The 18,910-nt window shown below is 72.1% G+C and carries 16 protein-coding genes and 1 pseudogene; 10 read left to right on the top strand and 7 right to left on the bottom strand.

All coding sequences use genetic code 11. The features are described from left to right. Positions 1 to 31: 31 nt before the first annotated feature. From AB0R04_RS21170 to AB0R04_RS21160, 3 genes are all read right to left on the bottom strand, one after another. A complete protein-coding gene (locus tag AB0R04_RS21170; RefSeq protein ID WP_363373313.1) occupies positions 32 to 1,462 on the bottom strand; it encodes a VWA domain-containing protein in 1,431 nt (476 codons plus the stop codon). Beyond that, a complete protein-coding gene (locus tag AB0R04_RS21165) occupies positions 1,459 to 2,337 on the bottom strand; it encodes a MoxR family ATPase (RefSeq protein ID WP_363373310.1) in 879 nt (292 codons plus the stop codon). The genes AB0R04_RS21170 and AB0R04_RS21165 overlap by 4 nt, the downstream gene beginning before the upstream one ends. A 263-nt stretch (positions 2,338 to 2,600) precedes the next feature. Continuing rightward, complete coding sequence (locus tag AB0R04_RS21160; RefSeq protein ID WP_363373307.1) at positions 2,601 to 3,272, bottom strand: Tat pathway signal sequence domain protein; 672 nt, start codon at positions 3,270 to 3,272, stop codon at positions 2,601 to 2,603. Positions 3,273 to 3,659: 387 nt separating this feature from the next. On the opposite strand from AB0R04_RS21160, the gene AB0R04_RS21155 reads away from it, so the two are divergent. The 3 genes from AB0R04_RS21155 to AB0R04_RS21145 all read left to right on the top strand — a co-directional run bounded on the left by AB0R04_RS21155 (position 3,660) and on the right by AB0R04_RS21145 (position 5,744). Further along, the gene (locus tag AB0R04_RS21155) at positions 3,660 to 4,412 is read left to right on the top strand and encodes a TetR/AcrR family transcriptional regulator (RefSeq protein WP_063346149.1); all 753 of its coding nucleotides are present in this window, start codon (positions 3,660 to 3,662) and stop codon (positions 4,410 to 4,412) included. A gap of 142 nt (positions 4,413 to 4,554) precedes the next feature. Beyond that, positions 4,555 to 5,211 carry a DUF6230 family protein gene (locus AB0R04_RS21150; protein ID WP_363373305.1) on the top strand — a complete coding sequence of 219 codons (657 nt, stop codon included), beginning with the start codon at positions 4,555 to 4,557 and terminating at the stop codon, positions 5,209 to 5,211. A 2-nt stretch (positions 5,212 to 5,213) separates the two neighbouring features. Further along, entirely contained in the window at positions 5,214 to 5,744 is a 531-nt protein-coding gene (locus AB0R04_RS21145; RefSeq protein WP_244293257.1) for a DUF6114 domain-containing protein, read from the top strand. Positions 5,745 to 5,841: 97 nt separating this feature from the next. Here the strand turns inward: AB0R04_RS21145 and AB0R04_RS21140 are convergent, their stop codons facing one another. Further along, on the bottom strand, positions 5,842 to 6,936 hold the full coding sequence (locus tag AB0R04_RS21140) for an NAD(P)-dependent alcohol dehydrogenase (RefSeq protein WP_363373303.1): 1,095 nt from the start codon (positions 6,934 to 6,936) through the stop codon (positions 5,842 to 5,844). Between the two features lie 158 nt (positions 6,937 to 7,094). On the opposite strand from AB0R04_RS21140, the gene AB0R04_RS21135 reads away from it, so the two are divergent. Then, complete coding sequence (locus tag AB0R04_RS21135) at positions 7,095 to 7,991, top strand: helix-turn-helix transcriptional regulator (RefSeq protein ID WP_363373300.1); 897 nt, start codon at positions 7,095 to 7,097, stop codon at positions 7,989 to 7,991. A gap of 116 nt (positions 7,992 to 8,107) precedes the next feature. Next, positions 8,108 to 9,385, top strand: coding sequence for a globin domain-containing protein (locus AB0R04_RS21130; protein WP_363373298.1), 1,278 nt, complete (start codon positions 8,108 to 8,110; stop codon positions 9,383 to 9,385). A 173-nt stretch (positions 9,386 to 9,558) separates the two neighbouring features. Here AB0R04_RS21130 and AB0R04_RS21125 read toward each other — a convergent pair. Beyond that, positions 9,559 to 10,793 (bottom strand): annotated as a pseudogene (locus tag AB0R04_RS21125) (IS701 family transposase). Positions 10,794 to 11,139: 346 nt separating this feature from the next. Beyond that, positions 11,140 to 12,138, bottom strand: coding sequence for a helix-turn-helix domain-containing protein (locus AB0R04_RS21120; protein ID WP_363373295.1), 999 nt, complete (start codon positions 12,136 to 12,138; stop codon positions 11,140 to 11,142). 904 nt (positions 12,139 to 13,042) lie between these two features. Between AB0R04_RS21120 and AB0R04_RS21115 the strand changes: the two genes are divergently transcribed. Both AB0R04_RS21115 and AB0R04_RS21110 read left to right on the top strand, forming a co-directional pair. After that, on the top strand, positions 13,043 to 13,516 hold the full coding sequence (locus AB0R04_RS21115) for a hypothetical protein (RefSeq protein WP_363373292.1): 474 nt from the start codon (positions 13,043 to 13,045) through the stop codon (positions 13,514 to 13,516). A gap of 62 nt (positions 13,517 to 13,578) precedes the next feature. Next, complete coding sequence (locus tag AB0R04_RS21110) at positions 13,579 to 13,734, top strand: hypothetical protein (RefSeq protein WP_363373499.1); 156 nt, start codon at positions 13,579 to 13,581, stop codon at positions 13,732 to 13,734. A 465-nt stretch (positions 13,735 to 14,199) separates the two neighbouring features. On the opposite strand, the gene AB0R04_RS21105 is transcribed toward AB0R04_RS21110, so the two are convergent. Then, positions 14,200 to 15,606, bottom strand: a complete 1,407-nt coding sequence (locus AB0R04_RS21105; RefSeq protein WP_363373291.1) for a selenium-binding protein SBP56-related protein — start codon at positions 15,604 to 15,606, stop codon at positions 14,200 to 14,202. Between the two features lie 247 nt (positions 15,607 to 15,853). Here AB0R04_RS21105 and AB0R04_RS21100 point away from each other — a divergent pair, with 247 nt between their 5' ends. From AB0R04_RS21100 to AB0R04_RS21090, 3 genes are all read left to right on the top strand, one after another. Continuing rightward, positions 15,854 to 16,870: an alpha/beta hydrolase gene (locus AB0R04_RS21100; protein WP_363373289.1), complete on the top strand. Its 1,017-nt coding sequence runs from the start codon at positions 15,854 to 15,856 to the stop codon at positions 16,868 to 16,870. Between the two features lie 83 nt (positions 16,871 to 16,953). Further along, positions 16,954 to 17,748, top strand: coding sequence for a fused MFS/spermidine synthase (locus AB0R04_RS21095; RefSeq protein ID WP_363373491.1), 795 nt, complete (start codon positions 16,954 to 16,956; stop codon positions 17,746 to 17,748). 170 nt (positions 17,749 to 17,918) lie between these two features. Then, positions 17,919 to 18,731, top strand: coding sequence for a class I SAM-dependent methyltransferase (locus tag AB0R04_RS21090; protein WP_363373286.1), 813 nt, complete (start codon positions 17,919 to 17,921; stop codon positions 18,729 to 18,731). The last annotated feature ends 179 nt before the right edge of the window (positions 18,732 to 18,910 follow it).

Here is an 18,910-nt window from a genome sequence, read left to right as displayed (position 1 = left end):
CGGCCGCTGTGGCGGCGGACTCGGAAGCTCCCTAGACCGGCAGCAGGCGGGCGATCAGTTCGCCGAGGCGGCGGGCGTTGCGGCAGGAGTGCATCTGCACGACGCCCGCGTAGTCGGCTGCGGCGGAGTCGCCGGTCGGCCAGAGGGCGGGCTGCTCGGGGTTGAGCCAGTGGACCCGTCGGGCCCGGCCGGCGATCCGGCGCAGCGCGTCCAGGTTCGGGTCGCGGTGGTTGTTGCGGGCGTCGCCGAGGATCAGCACGCTGGTGCGCGGGCCGACCGCGTCCAGGTGCCGTTCGGCGAACTCGCCCAGGGCGGAGCCGTAGTCGCTGTTGCCGTGGTGGCCCATCACCTTGGCCTCGGTGAGGATCCGGGCGGCGAGCCGGGCCGGGTCGGCGTCGCCGCGCGCCAGCAGGGCGGTGACCTCGGCGGTGCGGTTCACGAAGGCGAACACCCGTACCTTGCTGAACTGTTCGCTCATCGCCTGCACCAGCAGCATGGTGAAGTCGGCGAATCCGGCCACCGAGCCGGAGACGTCGCACAGCAGCACCAGTTCCGGCCGGGCCGGGCGGCGCAGCCGGTAGGCCGGGCGCAGCGGCACCCCGCCGGTGGACAGCGAGCGGCGCAGGGTGCGGCGCAGGTCGATCTGTCCGCGTGCGGCGCGGCGGCGCCGGGCGGCCAGCCGGGTGGCCAGCTTGCGGGCCAACGGGTGGACGGTGCGGCGCAGTTCGGCGAGCTGGTCGCGGCCGGCGGCGAGGAAGTCGATCCGGTCGGCGGTGGGTGCGACGGCGCGTTCGGCGATCCGCTCGGCGCCGCGCAGTTCGGCGACCCGGCGGCGGGCCTCGGTGGCGACCAGGGCGCGGAAGTCCTGGATGCGGCGGCGGATCTCGTCGGCGAGGACGCGGTCGGACAGGTCCGGGGCGGTGGCCTGCTCGCGCAGGGCGGCGAGGATCCGGGCGAGCAGCGTCTCGGGGGCGAGCCGGCCGAGCGCCTGGTGGGCCGACCAGCCGTCCGAGGCCGGCGTGGCTCCGGCGCCGTACCGGCCCAGGGCCTCCACCACCTCGCCGGCCAGCCGGGCCTGGGCGGCCCGGTCGTCGGCGGCCAGGGCGGCGGCGAGGCGCTCGCGGAGGTCGTCGCGCAGCGGGTCGGGCCGGCCGGGGCGCGGCGGCCGGGGGTCGTCCGGGAGTGCGGGCGGGTCGGCGCGGACGGCCTCGGGGGTGCCGACGCCGAGCGGGAAGAACAGGTCGAACGTGGCGTCGAAGACGGCCCGTTGGGTGTCCGAGCGCAGCAGCGCGGCGGCCAGGCCGGCCCGCATCTGCTCGCGGTCGGCGAGCCCGAGGACGTCGAGGACGGCGGCCGCGTCGACCGTCTCGGCGGGGCCGATCCGCAGGCCGTGCCCGCGCAGCGCGCGGACCAGGCCGGTGAGCCGGGCGGCGGTGTCGGCCGGCGGTGGGGCGGTGGTCATGCGACGGTGAGCTTCCGTGCGGCCTTCCGGATGTCGTCCTGGTGCTTGAGGATCACCCCGAGGGTCTCTTGGACGACCGCCTCGTCGAGGGTGTCCGCGCCGAGCGCCAGCAGGGTGCGGGCCCAGTCGATGGTCTCGGCGACGGACGGCGCCTTGCGCAGGTCCATCGCGCGCAGCGCGCCGACCACCCGGACCAGCGAGGCGGCCAGTGTGTCGTCCAGGCCGGGCACCTTGAGCCGGACGATCTGCCGCTCCAACTCGGCGTCCGGGTAGTCGAGGTGGAGGAAGAGACAGCGTCGGCGCAGCGCCTCGGACAGTTCGCGGGTGGCGTTGGAGGTGAGCAGCACGAAGGGGCGGCGGCTCGCGGCGATGGTGCCGAGTTCGGGCACCGTGACCTGGAAGTCGCTGAGCACCTCCAGCAGCAGCGCCTCCACCTCGACGTCGGCCTTGTCCATCTCGTCGATCAGCAGCACGGTGGGCTCGTCGCCGCGGATGGCGGTGAGCAGCGGGCGGGTGAGCAGGAACTCCTCGCCGAAGATGTCGGTGCGGGCCTCGTCCCAGCCCTCGTCGCGGCCGGCGGTGATCCGCAGCAGCTGCTTGGCGTGGTTCCACTCATAGAGGGCGCGGGCCTCGTCGATGCCCTCGTAGCACTGGAGCCGGACCAGCCGGGCCCGGCCGACCGCGGCCACCGCCTTGGCGAGTTCGGTCTTGCCGACCCCGGCGGGGCCCTCGACCAGCAGCGGCTTGCCGAGCCGGTCGGCGAGGAAGACGGTGGTGGCCACGGCGGTGGAGGCCAGGTAGCCGGTGGCGGCCAGCTGGTCGGCGGTGTCCGCCACCGATGCGAAGAACCCCGTGCTGTCGCCGCTGCCGCTCATCTGCCCGCCCCGTTCCTGTCCGCCCTGTCCGTGCGGCAGCACCCTACCGGCCGGTCACTTCGCTGTCTCGGGGGTTCGGCGGGGTGGCGCGGCGCGGGGCCGGGGTCGTGGCGTGCTGCCGGATCACCTGGCGGGCGTGCGGGCGCGCCGGAGCGGTGTACGGCGACCACGGCCGCCGTACACCGCCCGTCTGTTCCCGCCGGTCTCGGCCGTCGGTTGAGGACGTCTGACCGGGCGTCAGGTGGTGCGTGCCCCTCGGGTCGTCAGTTGACGAAGATGAGCGGGCTGCCCGCCACCGAGGTGTCGGTGACCGGGCCGTAGGTGGCGCTGAACCAGCCGGTCGAGAAGCACAGGCCCGAGCCGGAGACCAGGTTGAACGGCTGGGAGGAGAAGCCGATGGTGTTGCCGGTGTTCGAGGTGGTGCCGTTGATCCCGGTGGTGGTCTGGTAGACGCAGTTGATGCTGCCGAGGATGGTGTTGAGCACCACCGTGGTCTTCATCGCGCCGGCCGCGCCGGGGGTGAGGGCGACCGGGTTGCCGGGGCCGTCGCCGACGGTGTTGGTGAACGGCAGGTTGTTGACGGTGATGCTCTTGACGCCGGTGACGCCGAGGACGTTGGAGGAGCAGGAGCCGAAGGTCTGGGTGTTGAGCTGCTCGACCGCGCTGCCGGGGGCGGCCGGGTTGGCCGTCACGGTGGCGGAGAAGGCCGAGTTGGCGCAGCTGATGCCGCTCGTGCCGCTGGCGCTGCTGTAGAAGGTGGCGGCGGTGCCCGAGACCAGACTGGCGGTGAGGACGTCGCCGATGGCGACGTCCGGGCCGCTGCTGCTGCCGGTGGTCAGCACCGCGGAGCCGTCGGCCTGGGCGGGTGCGACGGCGGCGCAGGTGAAGGCGAGGGCGGCGAGGGCGGCGGTACCGAGCGTACGGCGAAAGCGCATGAGGGTGACCTCTCTCCGTGCGGAGACGGGTGGGGGTGGCCCGCGGTGCGGGTGTGGTGGCGTGCACGGCGGGGGAGGTGCGTGGGCATGGCGTACCGGGGGCTTCGCGGGGCCGTGGTGCGGCGGGCCCGGCGCCACGGGCCCGCTCGTACGGCACAGCGGTGTGAAGGTGCGGACGTGCGCTGCGAGTGCAGGAGTGCACGTCGGCGGCTGCCACCGCCGCGGGCCTGCGTCCGCTCGTGGTCCCGTGGCCCGGGCTGTTCGCCCGGGGCCGCCGGAGCCCCTGGAGGTCGTCCGGTGGTGACAGGGTCGCCCACCGGTTGGAAACCTGTCAGTGTTGTAAACCCGATGTTGCGTCAATGTCAATACAGGTAACAGGAGTTGGTGATGGAACGGAAACACCTCCGAAGTGCCGACGTGATCCTGCTGCCGGGCGCGCGGGCCGGTCGTGACCCGGCCCGGTCCATCAAGCGCGGCCCGAGCCGGCTGCCCCCGGGCGTGGTGGCCGCGACCCAGCGCGAGCGGCTGCTCGACGGGCTGGTCCAGACGGTGGCCGCGCGCGGCTATCAGCACGCCACGGTCAGCGACATCTGCCGCGCGGCGGGTGTGACCAGACCGGTCTTCTACGAGCTGTTCAGCGGCAAGGAGGACGCCTTCCTGGCCGCGCACCGGCACGGCACCGGAGTGGTGCTCCGGCGGATGGCGGCGGCCTTCGCGGCGGAGTCCGACTGGTGCGCCGGGATCCGGCAGGCGCTCGGCGCGATGCTCCATCTGCTGGCGGGGACACCGGCTTTCGCGACCATGGCGGTGATCGAGATCGAGGCGGTCGGACCGGCCGGCCGCCGCGAGCGGGACCAACTCCTCACCCGGTTCCGGGCGTTCTTCGCCGAGGTGCCCCAACCGCCGGTCGGTGTGCGGGTGGTGGAGCTGGTGGACGCCGTGGTGGGCGGGGTCTACAGCGCGCTCTACCGGCGGATCGACTCCGGCCGGACGGTTCAACTGCCGGAACTCCTTCCGGTGTTGAGCATGTTCTGTCTCGCGCCCTTCCTCGGCCCGGCGCAGGCGGCCGTCCGGCTCGGGTTTCCGATCGGTGAAGATCCTTCGTGCACCCGTATTGACCCGGCCACTACCGGGCAGTAGCTTCCCAGTTACTCAAAGCGCGGCTTGACCGTGCCCGCCCCGCTGCCGAGGGGCGGGCGGCCCGGTCGGGCCGTGGAACGCTGTCCGCGCCAGGGCACCGTGCCAGTGCCTGCACATCCCACCCACCCAACAGGGAGCACACATGGCCATGTCCGAGGACGCCGCCGCCGCGGCCGAGACCCCGGAGACGCCGACCGGCAGCAGGAGAGGGCGGGTACGGCTCAAGCGCAGCGCCTGGATGGCCGTTCCGGCCGTCGCCGCGGGCGCCGTCCTGATGGCCCTCACCGCCCAGGGCGTACTCGCCGCCCAGTTCTCCATCAGCGGCATGCCGTTCACGATCACCGCGGACAAGCTCGACGGCAAGGGCTTCGCCCAGTTCGGCAGCCTGGACTCGATGATCCCCGACAGCCCCAACCAGGGCTCCACCGGCGGTCAGGTGCTGGTCGCGGTCTCGGCGATCAAGAAGGCCGAGATCACCAACCTGTGCCAGAGCGTGGACCTCGGTGGCGTCAACCTGGTGATCCACGCCGGCGACGCCGGCACCCCCGTCTCCGCCACCGACCTCACCACCGACTCCGACATGCTGTCCGGTGACGCGGAGTTCACCAACATCGAGATCGGCGGCGACGCCAGCACGTACACCAAGGCCGGCAACGCGGGCAAGGGCAACCCGGGCGTCTTCGGGCAGCAGGCCGACACCGTCGTGCTGACGCACCTCAAGCAGCACAACTACGCGAGCACCGCCGTCGGGTTCAAACTGCCCAACCTGCGGCTGAGCTTCAGCTCCCAGGGCTGCTGACCATGACGGAGTCCGTACCGGAGCCGGCCGGTTCCGGCGAGGGCGTCGCGGAGGGGGCCGTGGGGACGGCTCCCGCCCCCGCTCCCGCCACCACCCGACCGGTCAAACGCGACTGGCGGGGCCAACGGCCGTTCTGGGGCGGGCTGCTGGTGCTGTTCGGCGGCGCCGAGATCCTGTTCACCCTGCGTGCCCCGCTGCCCGTCGTCCTGCACATCGGGATGCAGGGGCTGGCGGGCTACCTGGTGCCGGCGGTGATGGTGCTGTGCGGCCTGCTGATCCTGTTCAACCCGGCTCAGCGGCTGTTCTACTCCGTCCTCGCCGTGCTCGCCGCGCTGGCGAGCTGGCTCACCTCCAACCTGGGCGGCTTCGTGATCGGGATGCTGCTCGGACTGGTAGGCGCCTGCCTCACCTTCGGCTGGCTGCCCGATCAGCCGCTGCGCCGGGGGCGGCAACGGCGGGAGGACCGGCGCCAGGAACGCCGGTCGTCCCGAGCGGGCACGGCCGGGGCCGGGGCCGACCCGGCCGGGGTCTAGCCCGAGGCGCCCCGACGGCGCCCGCCCCCTGGTGATGGGAGAGCACCAGGGGGCGGGGCGTCGGGGCACGGGGGAGTGCGGGGTCAGGCCGTGACGGTCAGATCGTCGCGGCGTCGATCACGAAGCGGAACCGGACGTCGCCGGCCAGCACCCGATGGTAGGCCTCGTTGATCTGCTCGGCGCGGATCAGCTCGATCTCCGCGGTGATGCCGTGCTCGCCGCAGAAGTCCAGCATCTCCTGGGTGGCCGGCAGCCCGCCGATCATCGAGCCGGCCAGCGAACGGCGGCCGGAGAGCAGCGCGTGCGCGTTCACCGTGACCGGCTTCTCCGGCGCGCCGACCTGCACCATGGTGCCGTCGGTGCGCAGCAGGCCGAGGTAGGCGCTCAGGTCGAGGTCGGCGGAGACCGTGTTGACGATCAGGTCGAAGGTGCCCGCGAGCTCGGTGAAGGTGGCCGGGTCGGAGGTGGCCCGGTAGTGGTCGGCGCCGAGCTTCAGCCCGTCCTCGCGCTTGCGCAGCGACTGGCTGAGCACGGTGACCTCCGCGCCCATGGCGTGGGCGAGCTTCACGCCCATGTGGCCGAGCCCGCCGAGGCCCACGATCGCGACCTTCTTGCCCGGCCCGGCGCCCCAGTGCGCGAGCGGCGAGTACAGCGTGATGCCGGCGCACAGCAGCGGCGCGGCGGCGTCCAGCGGCAGGTTGTCGGGGATGCGCAGCGCGTACGCCTCGTCGACGACCAGCTTCGAGGAGTAGCCGCCGTGGGTCGGCAGGCCGTCGTGGCCGACGCTGTTGTAGGTGAAGACGGTGCCGTCCTGGCCGGTGCAGTACTGCTGGAGGCCGGCCCGGCAGTTGTCGCACTCCCGGCAGGAGTCGACGATGCAGCCCACGCCGACCCGGTCGCCGGCCTGCCAGCGGGTGACGCCCGCGCCGACCTCGGTGACCACGCCGGCGATCTCGTGGCCCGGGACCATCGGGAAGATGCCGGTGCCCCAGTCCTCGCCGACCTGGTGGATGTCGGAGTGGCAGATGCCGCAGAACTTGATGTCGATCACGATGTCGTGCTCGCCCACCGCCCGGCGGGTGACGGTGGTCTTCTCCAGCGGGGAGTCGGGCCGCGCCGCGGCGTAGGCGGCGACCGTGCGGGTGGTGCCCTCGGTGGTGCTCGTCGTCGTTGCGTTCGTCGAGTTCGTCATGCTTCCAGCCTGCGCCGGTGCGGAGCGACCAGCCAGACCAGAGCTCTTCGTACGTACGCCAGGCGTAGGGACCCCGGACGTACGACCGCGGAACGTACGCACGGCAGTATCACCCTTGCCCCCGCCCCCGCCGCCCGGATCCCCCGCATACTGCAGACATGGACCAGCGCACCGAACTCAGCGAGTTCCTCCGATCCCGCCGCGCCCGGCTGCGGCCCGAGGACGTGGGCCTGCCGGACAGCACCACCCGGCGGCGGGTGCCCGGCCTGCGCCGCGAGGAGCTGGCCCTGCTCGCCGGAGTCAGCACCGCCTACTACACCCGGCTCGAACAGGGCCACGGCGAGAGCGTCTCCGCCGCCGTCCTGGACGCCATCGCCCGCGTGCTGCGGCTCAGCCCCGCCGAGCGCGAGCACCTCGGCCGGCTCACCAGGCCCGCCCGCCGCCGCCCCGGCCGGGCCGCCGCCCGCCCGCAGCGGGTCCGGCCCGCGCTCCAGCAACTCCTGGACGCGATGGAGTGCGTGCCCGCGTACGTCCTCGGCCGGCGCCTGGACATCATCGGCTGGAACCGGCTCGGCACCGCCCTGCTCGGCGACTTCGCCGCGATGCCGCCCGAGCAGCGCAACATGGCCTGGCAGCTCTTCCTCGACCCGTCGGCCCGCGAGCTCTACGAGGACTGGGACGGCAAGGCCACCGACGTCGTCGGCATGCTGCGGCTGGACGCCGGACGGGATCCGGACGACCCCAGGCTCGCCTCGCTGATCGGCGAACTCTCCCTCAAGAGCGCCGACTTCCGCCGCCTCTGGGCCGCCCACAGCATCCAGGACAAGGGCCACGGCACCAAGCGGCTGCACCACCCGGTGGTGGGCCGGCTCAACCTCCAGTACGAGACGCTGCGCCCGGCCGGGGACGTCGACCAGGTGCTCGTCACCTACCACGCCGAGCCCGGCTCCAGCTCCGCCGAATCCCTGCGCCTGCTGGCCAGTTGGGCGGCCACCGAGTTCCACCCCGAGCCCGTCGAGGCGACCCAGGCGACCCCGGTCGACCCCGTCCGGTAGCGCCCCTGGTAGGCCTTCCGGCCAGGCCCTCCCGTCAAGGGGTCGATGGTCCCGGGTCCGATCGGGGCCATCGGCCCTTCTCGCCGGTAACCGGGCGGCGATTGACTGGGCGGGTCATGGACACCACCACCAGCGGAAACACCACCAGCGGCACCACCGCCGAGTACGACCGGCTGATCGCCCGCCACCACGCGATGCGGCTCCGGCGCCAACTCCTCACCCCTGCCTCGCCCTTCGCGCCCGATCCGGCCGGCTCCGGTGCCGACGCGTACGGCGGCTCCGGGGGCACCGATGGCTACGACGGCTACGACGGCGCCGCCGACCAACGGCTGATCCGGCGCGACCTCGGCCTGCTCGACCCGCTCTCCGAACTGATCGACCACCTCTACGCGGTGATGTTCCGCCGCCGCCCCTACCTGCGCGCGCTCTTCCCCGCCTCGATGGAGTTCCAGCAGGCCCACCTGGAGCGGATCCTCCGCCACCTGGTGGACCACCTCCACCACCCGGCCGAACTGGCCGCGACCCTGCGCCAACTCGGGCGCGACCACCGCAAACTGGGCGTCCGGCCGGTCCACTACGAGGCCTTCGAGGAGGCCCTGTGCGCGGCGATCCGGCACCGGGCGGGCGCCGGGTGGACCGAGGAGATGGAAGCGGCCTGGGTCCGGATGCTGCGCTTCGCCGTCGCGGCGATGACCGCCGGCGCCGACTCCGCGCTCACCGAACCCCCGTACTGGCACGCCGTGGTGACCGGCCACGAGCGCCGCCGCCCCGACCTCGCCGTCCTGCGCGTGCGCACCGGCGAGCCCTACCCGTACCGGGCCGGACAGTACGGCACGGTCGAACACCCGACGCTCCCGCACACCTGGCGGCAGTACTCGATGGGCTGCGCGCCGCGCACCGACAACGAGTTGGAGTTCCACGTCCGGCGCACCGGGCCGGACGGGGTCAGCGCGGCCCTCGTCGAACGCACCGCCGTCGGCGACCGGCTGCGCCTCGGCCCGCCGCGCGGCGGCCTGCTGCCCGAGGACGACACCCGCGACCTGCTGCTGGTCGCCGGCGGCACCGGCCTGGCCCCGATGAAGGCCATCGTCGAGCAGCAGGCCGCCCAGCGCCCGCGCGGCCGCCGCGTCCACCTGTTCGTCGGCGCCCGGGACTGCGGCGACCTCTACGACTGGTCCGCCCTCGCCGAACTCGGCCTGCACAAACCCTGGTTGGCGCTCACGCCGGTCACCGCCGGCCGGCTCGCCGACGCCGTCGCGGGCGCCGGGGACTGGCGCGACCACCTCGCCTGCGTCAGCGGCCCGGCCGGCATGGTCGCCTCCGTCCGCTCCGAACTGCTCGCCGCCGGGCTGCCCCTGGCCCAGGTCCGCTACGACCAGGCGCTCGCCCGCTAATACTCCAGCAGGACTTCGACGTTTTGCCTGCTCAGAGGCTGCGTGGTGAGTATAGTGGGCTGATTTCCATCAGGGGCGGTCTTCATGGGACCGCCCCTCGATCGTGTGCAGTCGGCGTTGGTAGTGGCAGCGGCGGGCGACGGCCTGGCGTTGTCGGCGCCAGGTAGACCAGTTCAAGGCGTGAACGCGCGGCGAGTACCTTGGCGGGTGTGGGCCGTGGGGACGGCCAGCTGCCAGGAGTCGCCGGATCTCTGCCACGGCGAGGTCCACCAGGGTGCGCGAACCGTTTCTGCAGCCCCCTTTGATGCCGCAGCCATGGCGGCCAGGAAGGCGTGGGCGAGCATGGCCAGGGCGATGTGCCGCATCCAGCCGGGGTAGCGGCGGACCTCGTACTGGTCCAGGCCGCACTCGTTCTTCGCGGCCTGGAAGCACTCCTCGATCGCCCGGCGCATCCCGGCGATCCGCACCAACTGCTCCACGGTCGTGTCGAGTTGTGCGTAGGCGAGGTAGTAGGCGATCTCGTCGGGCCTGCTCAGACTGCGGCGGGCCAGCGCCCACCGCTGGCGAGCCTGGACCCCGCCCTGGTAGTCGAACTCCGCCACCGCGGGCAGCCGGATGGCCGCCCAGTCGTAGACGCGCGGTCCCTTGGCGCCGTCCCCGCACGAGATCCGCTCCCAGGCCTCGGCCGGGGCCTGGGCAAACAGCCAGTCGATGCGTGGACAGCCCACGCTGAACTGGGACTTGGGCACCGCAAGGACGTAGCCGACGCCGGACTGTTCCAGCAGGCGACGGAAGCGCCCCTCCTGGCCGTAGGCCGAGTCCGCGGTGACCCAGGCGATGGGCATCGGGGAGGCGAGCGCACGCAGTACCAGTGTCTTGGCCGGCTCGCCCTTGGTGTGGAAGCCCCGCTCGTCGGGGACCTTCGCCGCGCGGCAGCGGTCCCGGTCCTCGGTCCAGGATTTGGGCAGGTAGAGCTCACGATCGACCAGCGCCCGTCCGCGGCTGGTGGCACAGGCCGCGAAGGCCCCGATCTGACAGTTCTCCGTGCGGCCGGCCGTGCCGGAGTACTGGCGCTGTACGCCTGCGGAGGTGGTGCCCTTCTTGACGAAGCCGGTGTCGTCGATGATCAGGACTCCGTCGTCGGCTCCGAGGCGTTCGGCGACGTAGTGCTGGAGCTCGTCTCGGATCTCGTCCGCGTCCCACCGGGCACCGGCGAGCAGGTGCTGCAGGCCGTCAGGCGTGGCGTGACCTGCGTACTCGGCCAGCTGCCAGCCGTTCTTGCGGCCGACCGGGCCAAGCAGGCCGCTGACGCGCGCATCCGGCGGCGTGGCTCCACGCGGCTGAAACGGTGGCCGACCTGGAGGAAGAGGTCTTCGAGTTCGTTGTCCCAGGTCTCGGCTGCAGGCACGTTGAGCACGACGAGAGACTGCCCCGCCGCTGCCACTACCAACGCCGACCGCACACGATCGAGGGGCGGTCCCATGAAGACCGCCCCTGATGGCCATCAGCCCACTACACTCACCACGCAGCCTCTGAGCAGGCAAAACGTCGAAGTCCTGCTGGAGTACTAGGCGCCCAGGCCGCGGACGGCGGCATCACCTACACCTGACAGGACCTCCACGCGACCTGCCGTTACGGCGAGGAGAGCTCAACCGTCAGCGTCCCTGGCCCCGCCGCGGCAACTCCGCCGGCACCGGCCTGCACACCTTCGGCGAGGTCCCCGATGCTGCTCCTCGTGCCCAGGCAAATCGCGATCACCTCGCGTGCCGGCCCTGCGGCTGGTCACCTGTTTGGCTGCAGGTGCGGTTGAGGTCGCGCCAGGCACGTGGGGAGAGGCCGTACGCCCGTTTGAAAGCCTTGCTGAAGTGAGTCGCGTCCACGAAGCCCCAGCTGCGCCCGATCGCGGCGATCGTCCGGTACTGCACCTTCGGGCTGGCCAGTTCCCGCCGGCATTCCTCCAGACGGTTCGAGCGGATCCAGTCGCCCGGGGTTAGCCCTGACCGGGCCAGCAGCGTGTAGAGGTGCCGAACCGAGACGCCGTGTGCGGAGGCAATCTGCGCGGCGGACAGGTCCCGATCGCGCAGGTGTGCCCGCATGTACCGAAGAATCCGGAGGTTGAGCGTCGCCTCCAACGATTCCCGGGCCAAGGGCGAGTCGCCGAGCCGCGAGGTGATGGTGGCGCGGATCAGATCGAGGCTGGGTTCCGCGACCGCCTGGGCGTACCGGTCCTGGTGGAGTCCCTCGGTGGCGGCCAGTTGGGAGAAGTAAGCGTAGGCCAGGGCGGCGACGGGACTGGCCGCACTGAACGTGACCGCGGTCATTTCCCTCAGTAACGGCTCGGGCAGTGCGAGCGCGGTGCGCGGGAAGCGCAGGAAGTGATGGTCGACACCGCCGTCGAAGCCGAGGGCGTACGGCACGGACGTGTCGTAGAAGGCGAATTCCCCCGGTTTCAAAAAGGCTTGGCGATCGTTCTGCGTCACCATGCTGGTGCCCGTTACCTGGAGGCCCAGGAAAATGTGCGGCTCGGTGTCCTCCCGGGCCAGCCGCTGCGTCCTCCGTATCGTCAGGCCAGTCGCCTGTCCCGAGCAGACGCCGATGCAGCCGACCGTGTTCAGTTTGACCTTGACCGAGATGTCCTTCGGTGGAGCGTGGTGGTCGATCTCGATCCGTACGATGGACTCCCAGACCGCGTGCCGGACCGCCTCCTCCCGGTCCTGCAGTGGGAAGGACGCGGTGTCCAGGGTCGCGCTCACAGGGCAGGTCCAGCCGGCGGCCGCCCTGGTGTGATGTTGCGGGCCGCGGAGGATGGACTCCTGCGGATACCTGTGCCTGCCAGACACTGGCCGGTCGCGGCAGCGGACTGCGTCACACCTGAGGGGGGCAGCCAAGCCGGGAGGAGAGGGTCGGGTCGATGTGATCCATTCGCTAGGACGCTTTCGTCCCTGTGCCATTCCCTCACTGAGCTGTCCTCCCCGAGGCCAATCCTGCGACCAGGTTGTCAGGACAAGTTACGGCGCGCAACAGGCTCTCGGTGGTGTCAACTCCACTGATTTTGAGGCGCGTTGGCCAGAAGATGCTCGGGAGATCGAGTAGACAGACGAAGGCATTGCCGCAGGCGCATCTGATGCCGGCGGTGTCGGTGTCGCGCGGCGCCCCGCTGTGCCCGGGTGATCGCTAGGCGCGCGGAGGCTATGTCCCGAGGCTCGTAGCCCCGGGAACGGGATCGACGACTGGTGCGGACTTCGCCAGGACACACGCTCAACCGTTGGCCGTCGCACCGATCGCGGTTGGGTCGATCAGCGGGCCCTGCTCGTCGATCTCGTCTCTTTCGGCCGAACCTGGGCACCCGCGCACACCTGACCAACTTCCGCGCACGGACAGCACAGTTGGCGCTGCTCGAAAGACCTAGAGTCATGACACGTCGAGGCCCGATCGACCCGTCCGAGACGGTGACCACCGCGACGACTGTGTCGCATGCCGCGCTGAACAACCCGAAGTGTCATGGACCAGGGTCTCGTGGCTCTTGGCGGGGTTTGTGACACAGCCCACCCCTTGGAGTCCTTCAAAACACCACCGCGCTGCGGCTCACGGGCACTCGCCCACCACCAGGAACCGACTGGTTCCCGTTCGACACCACACCACGAAGGGACAGTTCGTATGTTGAAGAGAATTGCGGTCCTCTCGGCGACCGCCGGTCTCCTCCTCGCGTTGACGCCCGGGACCGCCTTCGCCGCCGTCCAGGGGCTGCCGTGTGGTTCTGGGTACTCGTGTGACGGGGCTGACCCCGGCAACATGTCCTTTGACCAGGTGGACACCGACGACCACGCCAGTGATCCCGGCTGCACGACGGTGCAGCTTCGGTCGGGGAAGAAAGACGGTCTCTGGTACGCCTGGAGCCGCCTGACGGTCTCGACCGGCTGCGGCACCTACGAGGGCTGGATAGATCGGTCCTACGATGGTGGCGTCACCTGGAAGTTGCAGGGCTACTACAGCACGTCAAGCTCGAACTACGGCGACATGTTCTTCTGGCCGGACAACGTTTGTATCCGCGCCGGGTTCAAGCTGTACGGCGAGCCGTGGTCCAAGTCCGGGGTAACCGATTGGCATCCGGTGAACAAGTGCAAAAACTGATCGAGTACCACTGACCTCGATCGTTCGCAACGGTCCGTCGGTCCGTCCGACGGACCGTTGCGGTGCCCGGCTGCCCGACCTGCCACAACGGCCGCCGACTCCTCCTGCGCGGCGAGGACGGCCCCCGAGGCGAATGGCGCCTGCTCGCGGCCTGCCACAACCTCCGCAAGATCTTCCGCCACGCCGGGGCGGCAGGGACCGCCGCCCCGGCCGGCTGACCGGCCGAGCCTCCCCGGCCACATCACGAGCCCTGCCAGCCGGACACCCGACAGGGCAGGACCCCGTCAGAACCCCACAGGCCCCGACGGGGCCGCCACGACCGATCCACCGGTCACGGGAGCGGAACCGCTTGCTCGTTACTGACCCATGCTCCTAGCGACCAGCAGTTCTTGCGCTCAACATCCGAGAGCAGACCGGCGACGAACGCCCGGGCCGTGGCACGTGGCTCGACCCGCACGCACCTGCCCGCCACCTCCCCGAGCACCGATCGCCATCGGTCAGGGTCTACTCTGTGGCTCGCGGCCACCGTCCGTTCTTGAAGAGTCCACACACCTCACCAAGATCACGCGGTGGCCGTTCCAGTTCCCGCGCAAACCGGCCCGATCACGAAGTGCGGCTGGAGTACTGACCGTACGTCCTGCCGCTGGACGTCCCGCCAGTGGACGTCCCCGCCGCTGGACGTCCTACCGGTAGCAGTAGGAGTCCGAGGAGGCGTCGCCGCCCGCGAGGTGGGTCTGGTGCACCCGCAGGCCCCGGAAGTCGGCGCCGTGCGGGAAGAAGCGCTCGTCGACGCTCAGCCCGCCCGCCTCGGTGTCGGCGTCCAGCTTGATGATCCACGGCTCGATGCCGTCCGGGTAGAACTGGTCGTCCCAGGCGCCGTAGAGGGAGTTGGTGAGGTAGAGCCGGCGCCCGTCCCGGCTGATCTCGACCATCTGCGGGGCGCCGCTCAGCGGGCGCCCCGGCGCGGCCGGGTGCGGGGTGCGGGCGACGACCCCGCCCAGCCGTACAGAGTCGGCGAGGCGGGGGTGGAACGGGTCCGACACGTCGTACTGGAACAGCTCGCCGGTGCCCCACGCGGACACGTACAGCCAGCGGTCGTCCACCGACAGGTTGATGTCCGTGATCAGCGGCGGCACCGCGCCGAACGGTTGCAGCGCGGGCGGCAGGTCCTCCGTCTTGGCGGGCTCGGCGGGGATCTCGATCACCTTGCGCGCGGTGAACGCCGGGCCCTCCCGGTACCAGAGCCAGACCGAGGCGGACAGGTCCTCGACGTTGGTCACCACCCCGGCGAAGCCCCACTCGGCCTGCGGATCGTGCGCCGGGCGCAGCTCCAGCACCATCTGGTACTGGTCGCCGAGGTCGACCCGTTGCAGGTGCCGCCCCGAGTCCAGCTCCCAGAAGTGCAGCGCGTGCCCGTACTTGCGGCCCAGCAGCAGCTCCGGGACGACCCCGCCCTCCACCATCCAGGGCGTGCCCCACTCACTGGTCACCCCCACGTTCGTCCCCAGGTGCCACCAGACGTCGTACGCGAAGTGCTGCGGCCCGCGCTCCGTCTCCCAGGCGCGCAGCACCTCGAAGGTGGTGTGGTCCAGCAGCGCCACCCCGCCGGGCCCGTCGTTCCCGTCCCCGCTGCCCAGGCAGGACAGGAACACCCCGTCCGGCCCGCAGTGCAGGGTGTGCGGGCGCGAGTAGCCGGCCTTGGCGGCGAGTTCCGCCGCCTCGACGGTCTTGACGAGGCGCGGCCGGACGGGGTCGGGCCGGGTGTCCATCACGTGCAGCCGCGAGGAGCGCAGGCCCGGGAGGAGGAGGTAGCGCCGCTCGGGGTTCTCGTGGCAGGCGTGCGCCAGCGCGCTGGAGCAGGCGTTCCACCCGAAGTGGTGCAACTCGTCGCCCAGCGTCGGCAGTTCGGCGAAGTTCAGGACCTTCCCGTAGCTCGCCGACGCCGGATCGGTGTCCACGGTGAGCAGCGCGTCCGGCCGCTCCCCGGCCCGGTCGAACCCGGCGACGTACGCCAGCGTCTCCGGTGGCGCGGCGATCGCCTCGGCGGCCGAACGGTACAGCGACGGATCGGTGTGGCCGGCCTGCGGCATGTGTTCTCCTCAACTCGCCTGCGTGACAACCGGAGTTGGATCTGTCCGGGTAGCGTTCCACATGACCACCGGCGCACAGCAGGCGCACGGGGAGCGATCAGGAGGCGCGGGCGACCGGGTCACACCGGTGCCCGGCAGACCGGTGCCCGACAGGCCGCCCCGGGCTACCGGCCGGTATTGTCGGGGTCCTGGATCGGGATCACCTGCGACGGACGGCAGGTCGAGCATGAGGACGGGTGCGGCGCAGATGGAGTTTCGGGAAGACATCCTGGGTGCCCCCTACGAGACGGCCGAGCTGACGCTGCGGCCGGACGCCGAGGGGGAGGTCTGTGCGACGCTGGTGCGCCGGCTGGTGCCGGGGGCGGAGCGGGCCGTGCTGTACATCCACGGGTACAACGACTACTTCTTCCAGACCAACCTCGCCGACCACTTCGCCGCGCTCGGCTTCTCCTTCTACGCCCTGGACCTGCGCAAGTACGGCCGCTCCCTGCGCCCGCACCAGTCGCCGAACTTCGTGCGCGACCTCGCCGAGTACGACGAGGAGATCGACGAGGCGGTGCGCATCATCCGCGAGGTGGACGGGCACCGGCGGCTGCTGCTGAACGGGCACTCCACCGGCGGGCTGATCGGCGCACTGTGGGCGGGGCGGCGCTCGGGGCGCGGCCTGGTGGAGGGGCTGTTCCTGAACAGTCCGTTCCTGTCGATGCCGGCCGCGCCCGCCGTGCGGACCGTCGGCGGCCCGGCCGTCACCGCGATCGGACGGCTGGCGCCCACCCGCGTGCTGCCGTCGACGCTCAATCCGCACTACACGCACAGCCTGCACAAGGACCACGAGGGCGAGTGGGACTTCGACCTCACCCTCAAGCGCCCCGAGGGCTTCCCGCTGTACGCGGGCTGGCTGGCCGCCATCCACCAGGGCCACCGGCAGCTGCGGCACGGGCTCGGGATCGATGTGCCGGTGCTGCTGATGGCGTCGACCAGGTCGATCACGACCACCAAGTGGCACAACGCGCTGCACCACGCGGACGCCGTGCTGCGCGCCGACGACATCGCCGGCCAGGGCCCGCGACTGGGCCGGCACGTCACCATCGTCCGGATCGAGGGCGGCATGCACGACCTGGTGCTCTCGGGCGAGGCCGCCCGCACCCGGGCCTTCGCCGAATTGGACCGCTGGCTCGCCGCCTACCTCGACGTCCGACTGGTGGACGTCCGGTCGGTGGACGCCCAGGCCGTGGACGCTCAGGCCGTGGGGGAGAGCGCGTGACGGACGAGTCGGTGACGCACGAGGCGGCGGCGGACGAGCCGGTGCCGGTCGGGCGCCACACCGACCTCGGCTTCGCCAAGCTCATGCCGGACCTCGACCGGGACGGCGGCTGGCTGCTCACCCTGGACGGCACCCCGCAGTCCTACGTCGACCTCGCCGACCCGACCCACCTGGAGTTCGAGTACACCCGGCGGCTCGGCCACCTCGCCGACGCCCTCGCCCCCGCCGGGCGGCCGCTGGACGTGCTGCACCTGGGCGGCGGCGCGCTCACCCTGCCCCGCTACCTCGCCGCCACCCGCCCCGGCTCGCGCCAGCGGGTGGTCGAGGTGGACGGGCCGCTGCTCGACCTGGTCGCCGAGCACCTGCCCTGGCAGGGGCCCGGCGCGGACATCACCGCGACCGTCGGCGACGCCCGCGCCGCCCTCGCCGAGACCCCGCCCGGCACCCGGGACCTGGTGATCGCGGACGTCTTCCACGGCTCGCGCACCCCCGCCCACCTCACCTCGGTGGAGTTCCTGCGGCTGGCCGCCGCCGCCCTGCGCCCCGGCGGCTGCTACGCCGCCAACCTGGCCGACGGCCCGCCGCTGGCCTTCGCCCGGGCCCAGGCCGCGACGGTCGGCGCGGTGTTCCCGTACACCTGCCTGGTCGCCGAGGCCCCGGTGCTGCGCGGCCGCCGGTACGGCAACATCCTGCTCGCCGGTTCGACGGCCCCGCTCCCGGCCGCCGAGCTCACCCGGCTGCTGGCCGGCGACATCTTCCCGGCCCGCCTCACCGACGGCGCCGACCTGGCCGCCCTGGTCGGCCGCACCGCCCCGGTCACGGACGCCGACGCCACCGACTCCCCGCCCCCGCCGGACGGCGCGTTCAGCATCGGCTGAGCGGCGCGGCGGCCCGAGCGTCCCCGCGTCCGGGGTGTCAGAATCGGCGGGTTCAGGCCGGAGCGTGGAGCACGTCGAGCGTCGAGCACGTCGATCGTGGAGCACGCCGAGCGCGCAACACGTCCAGCGCGGAGCAGGTCCAGCGCGGAGCACGTCCGAAGGAGTGAGCGATGAGCGGCGGGGAGCGGCCGGAGTTGGCGGAGGTGCCGGAGACGGCGTTGTGGACGCTGTGGCACCGCGCGGTGGAGGCGCGTCGGCCGGACACGGTGCTGGAGGACCCGAAGGCGGTCGAGCTGGTCGACCGGATCGACTTCCCGTTCGCGGAGCGCTTCGGGGAGGGCGCGCTGGTCAGCCAGTTGCAGGCGCTGCGGGCGGCCTGCTTCGACCGTGAGGTGGCGGACTTCCTGACCCGCTGCCCGCGCGGCACCGTGGTCGGCCTCGGGGACGGCCTGGAGACCCAATCGTGGCGGGTCGACAACGGCCGGGCGGACTGGCTGGCGGTGGACCTGCCGGAGACGGCCGAGCTGCGGGAGCGGCTGCTGCCGCCGGACGAGCGGCGCCGGATCCTCGCCTGCCCGGTCACCGAGCCGGGCTGGATGGACGAGGTGGATCCGGCACGCGGAGTGATGATCTGCGCCGAGGGCCTGCTGATGTACCTGCGGCCGGAGGAGGTGCGGGCGCTGATCGCGGCCTGTGCCGAGCGCTTCCCCGGCGGGTCGATGGTGCTGGACGCGGTGCCGCGCTGGTTCAGCGCCCGGTCCGTCCAGGGCAAGCTGCGGAACCGGCACTACCAGGCGCCGCCGATGCCGTTCGGCATGAACGCGGACGAGCACGGCAAGCTGGCCAGCGCGCACCCGGCGGTGACCGACGTGCGCGAGGTCTACCCGGAGGGCGGGCGGGGCCTGCTCCGCGCCCTGCTGCCGCTCGTGCGCCGGGTGAACGCGCGGCCGTCCGTGGTCGCACTTCGCTTTGCCGGATCTTGAAGAACGGCTGGTCAAGCGGGAACCATGGGGCACCACCGCACGTCGTAACCACGGGTGATCGGCCGGGGGGACAGGCCGCCCGGCACGTTAGGCTGCCCTTATGGGGAAGCGGCCGCGTTGCCGCCATCGGACAACTGCCGGAATCGGCGTGCGGCACCGCTGAGGGCCGCGCCGGTTCC

This window comes from Kitasatospora sp. NPDC056731 (genome assembly GCF_040687675.1).
In the GTDB taxonomy this organism is placed as follows: domain Bacteria; phylum Actinomycetota; class Actinomycetes; order Streptomycetales; family Streptomycetaceae; genus Kitasatospora.
Note: the sequence above shows the minus strand (reverse complement) of the source record. Positions and strands in the feature narration are given on the sequence as shown.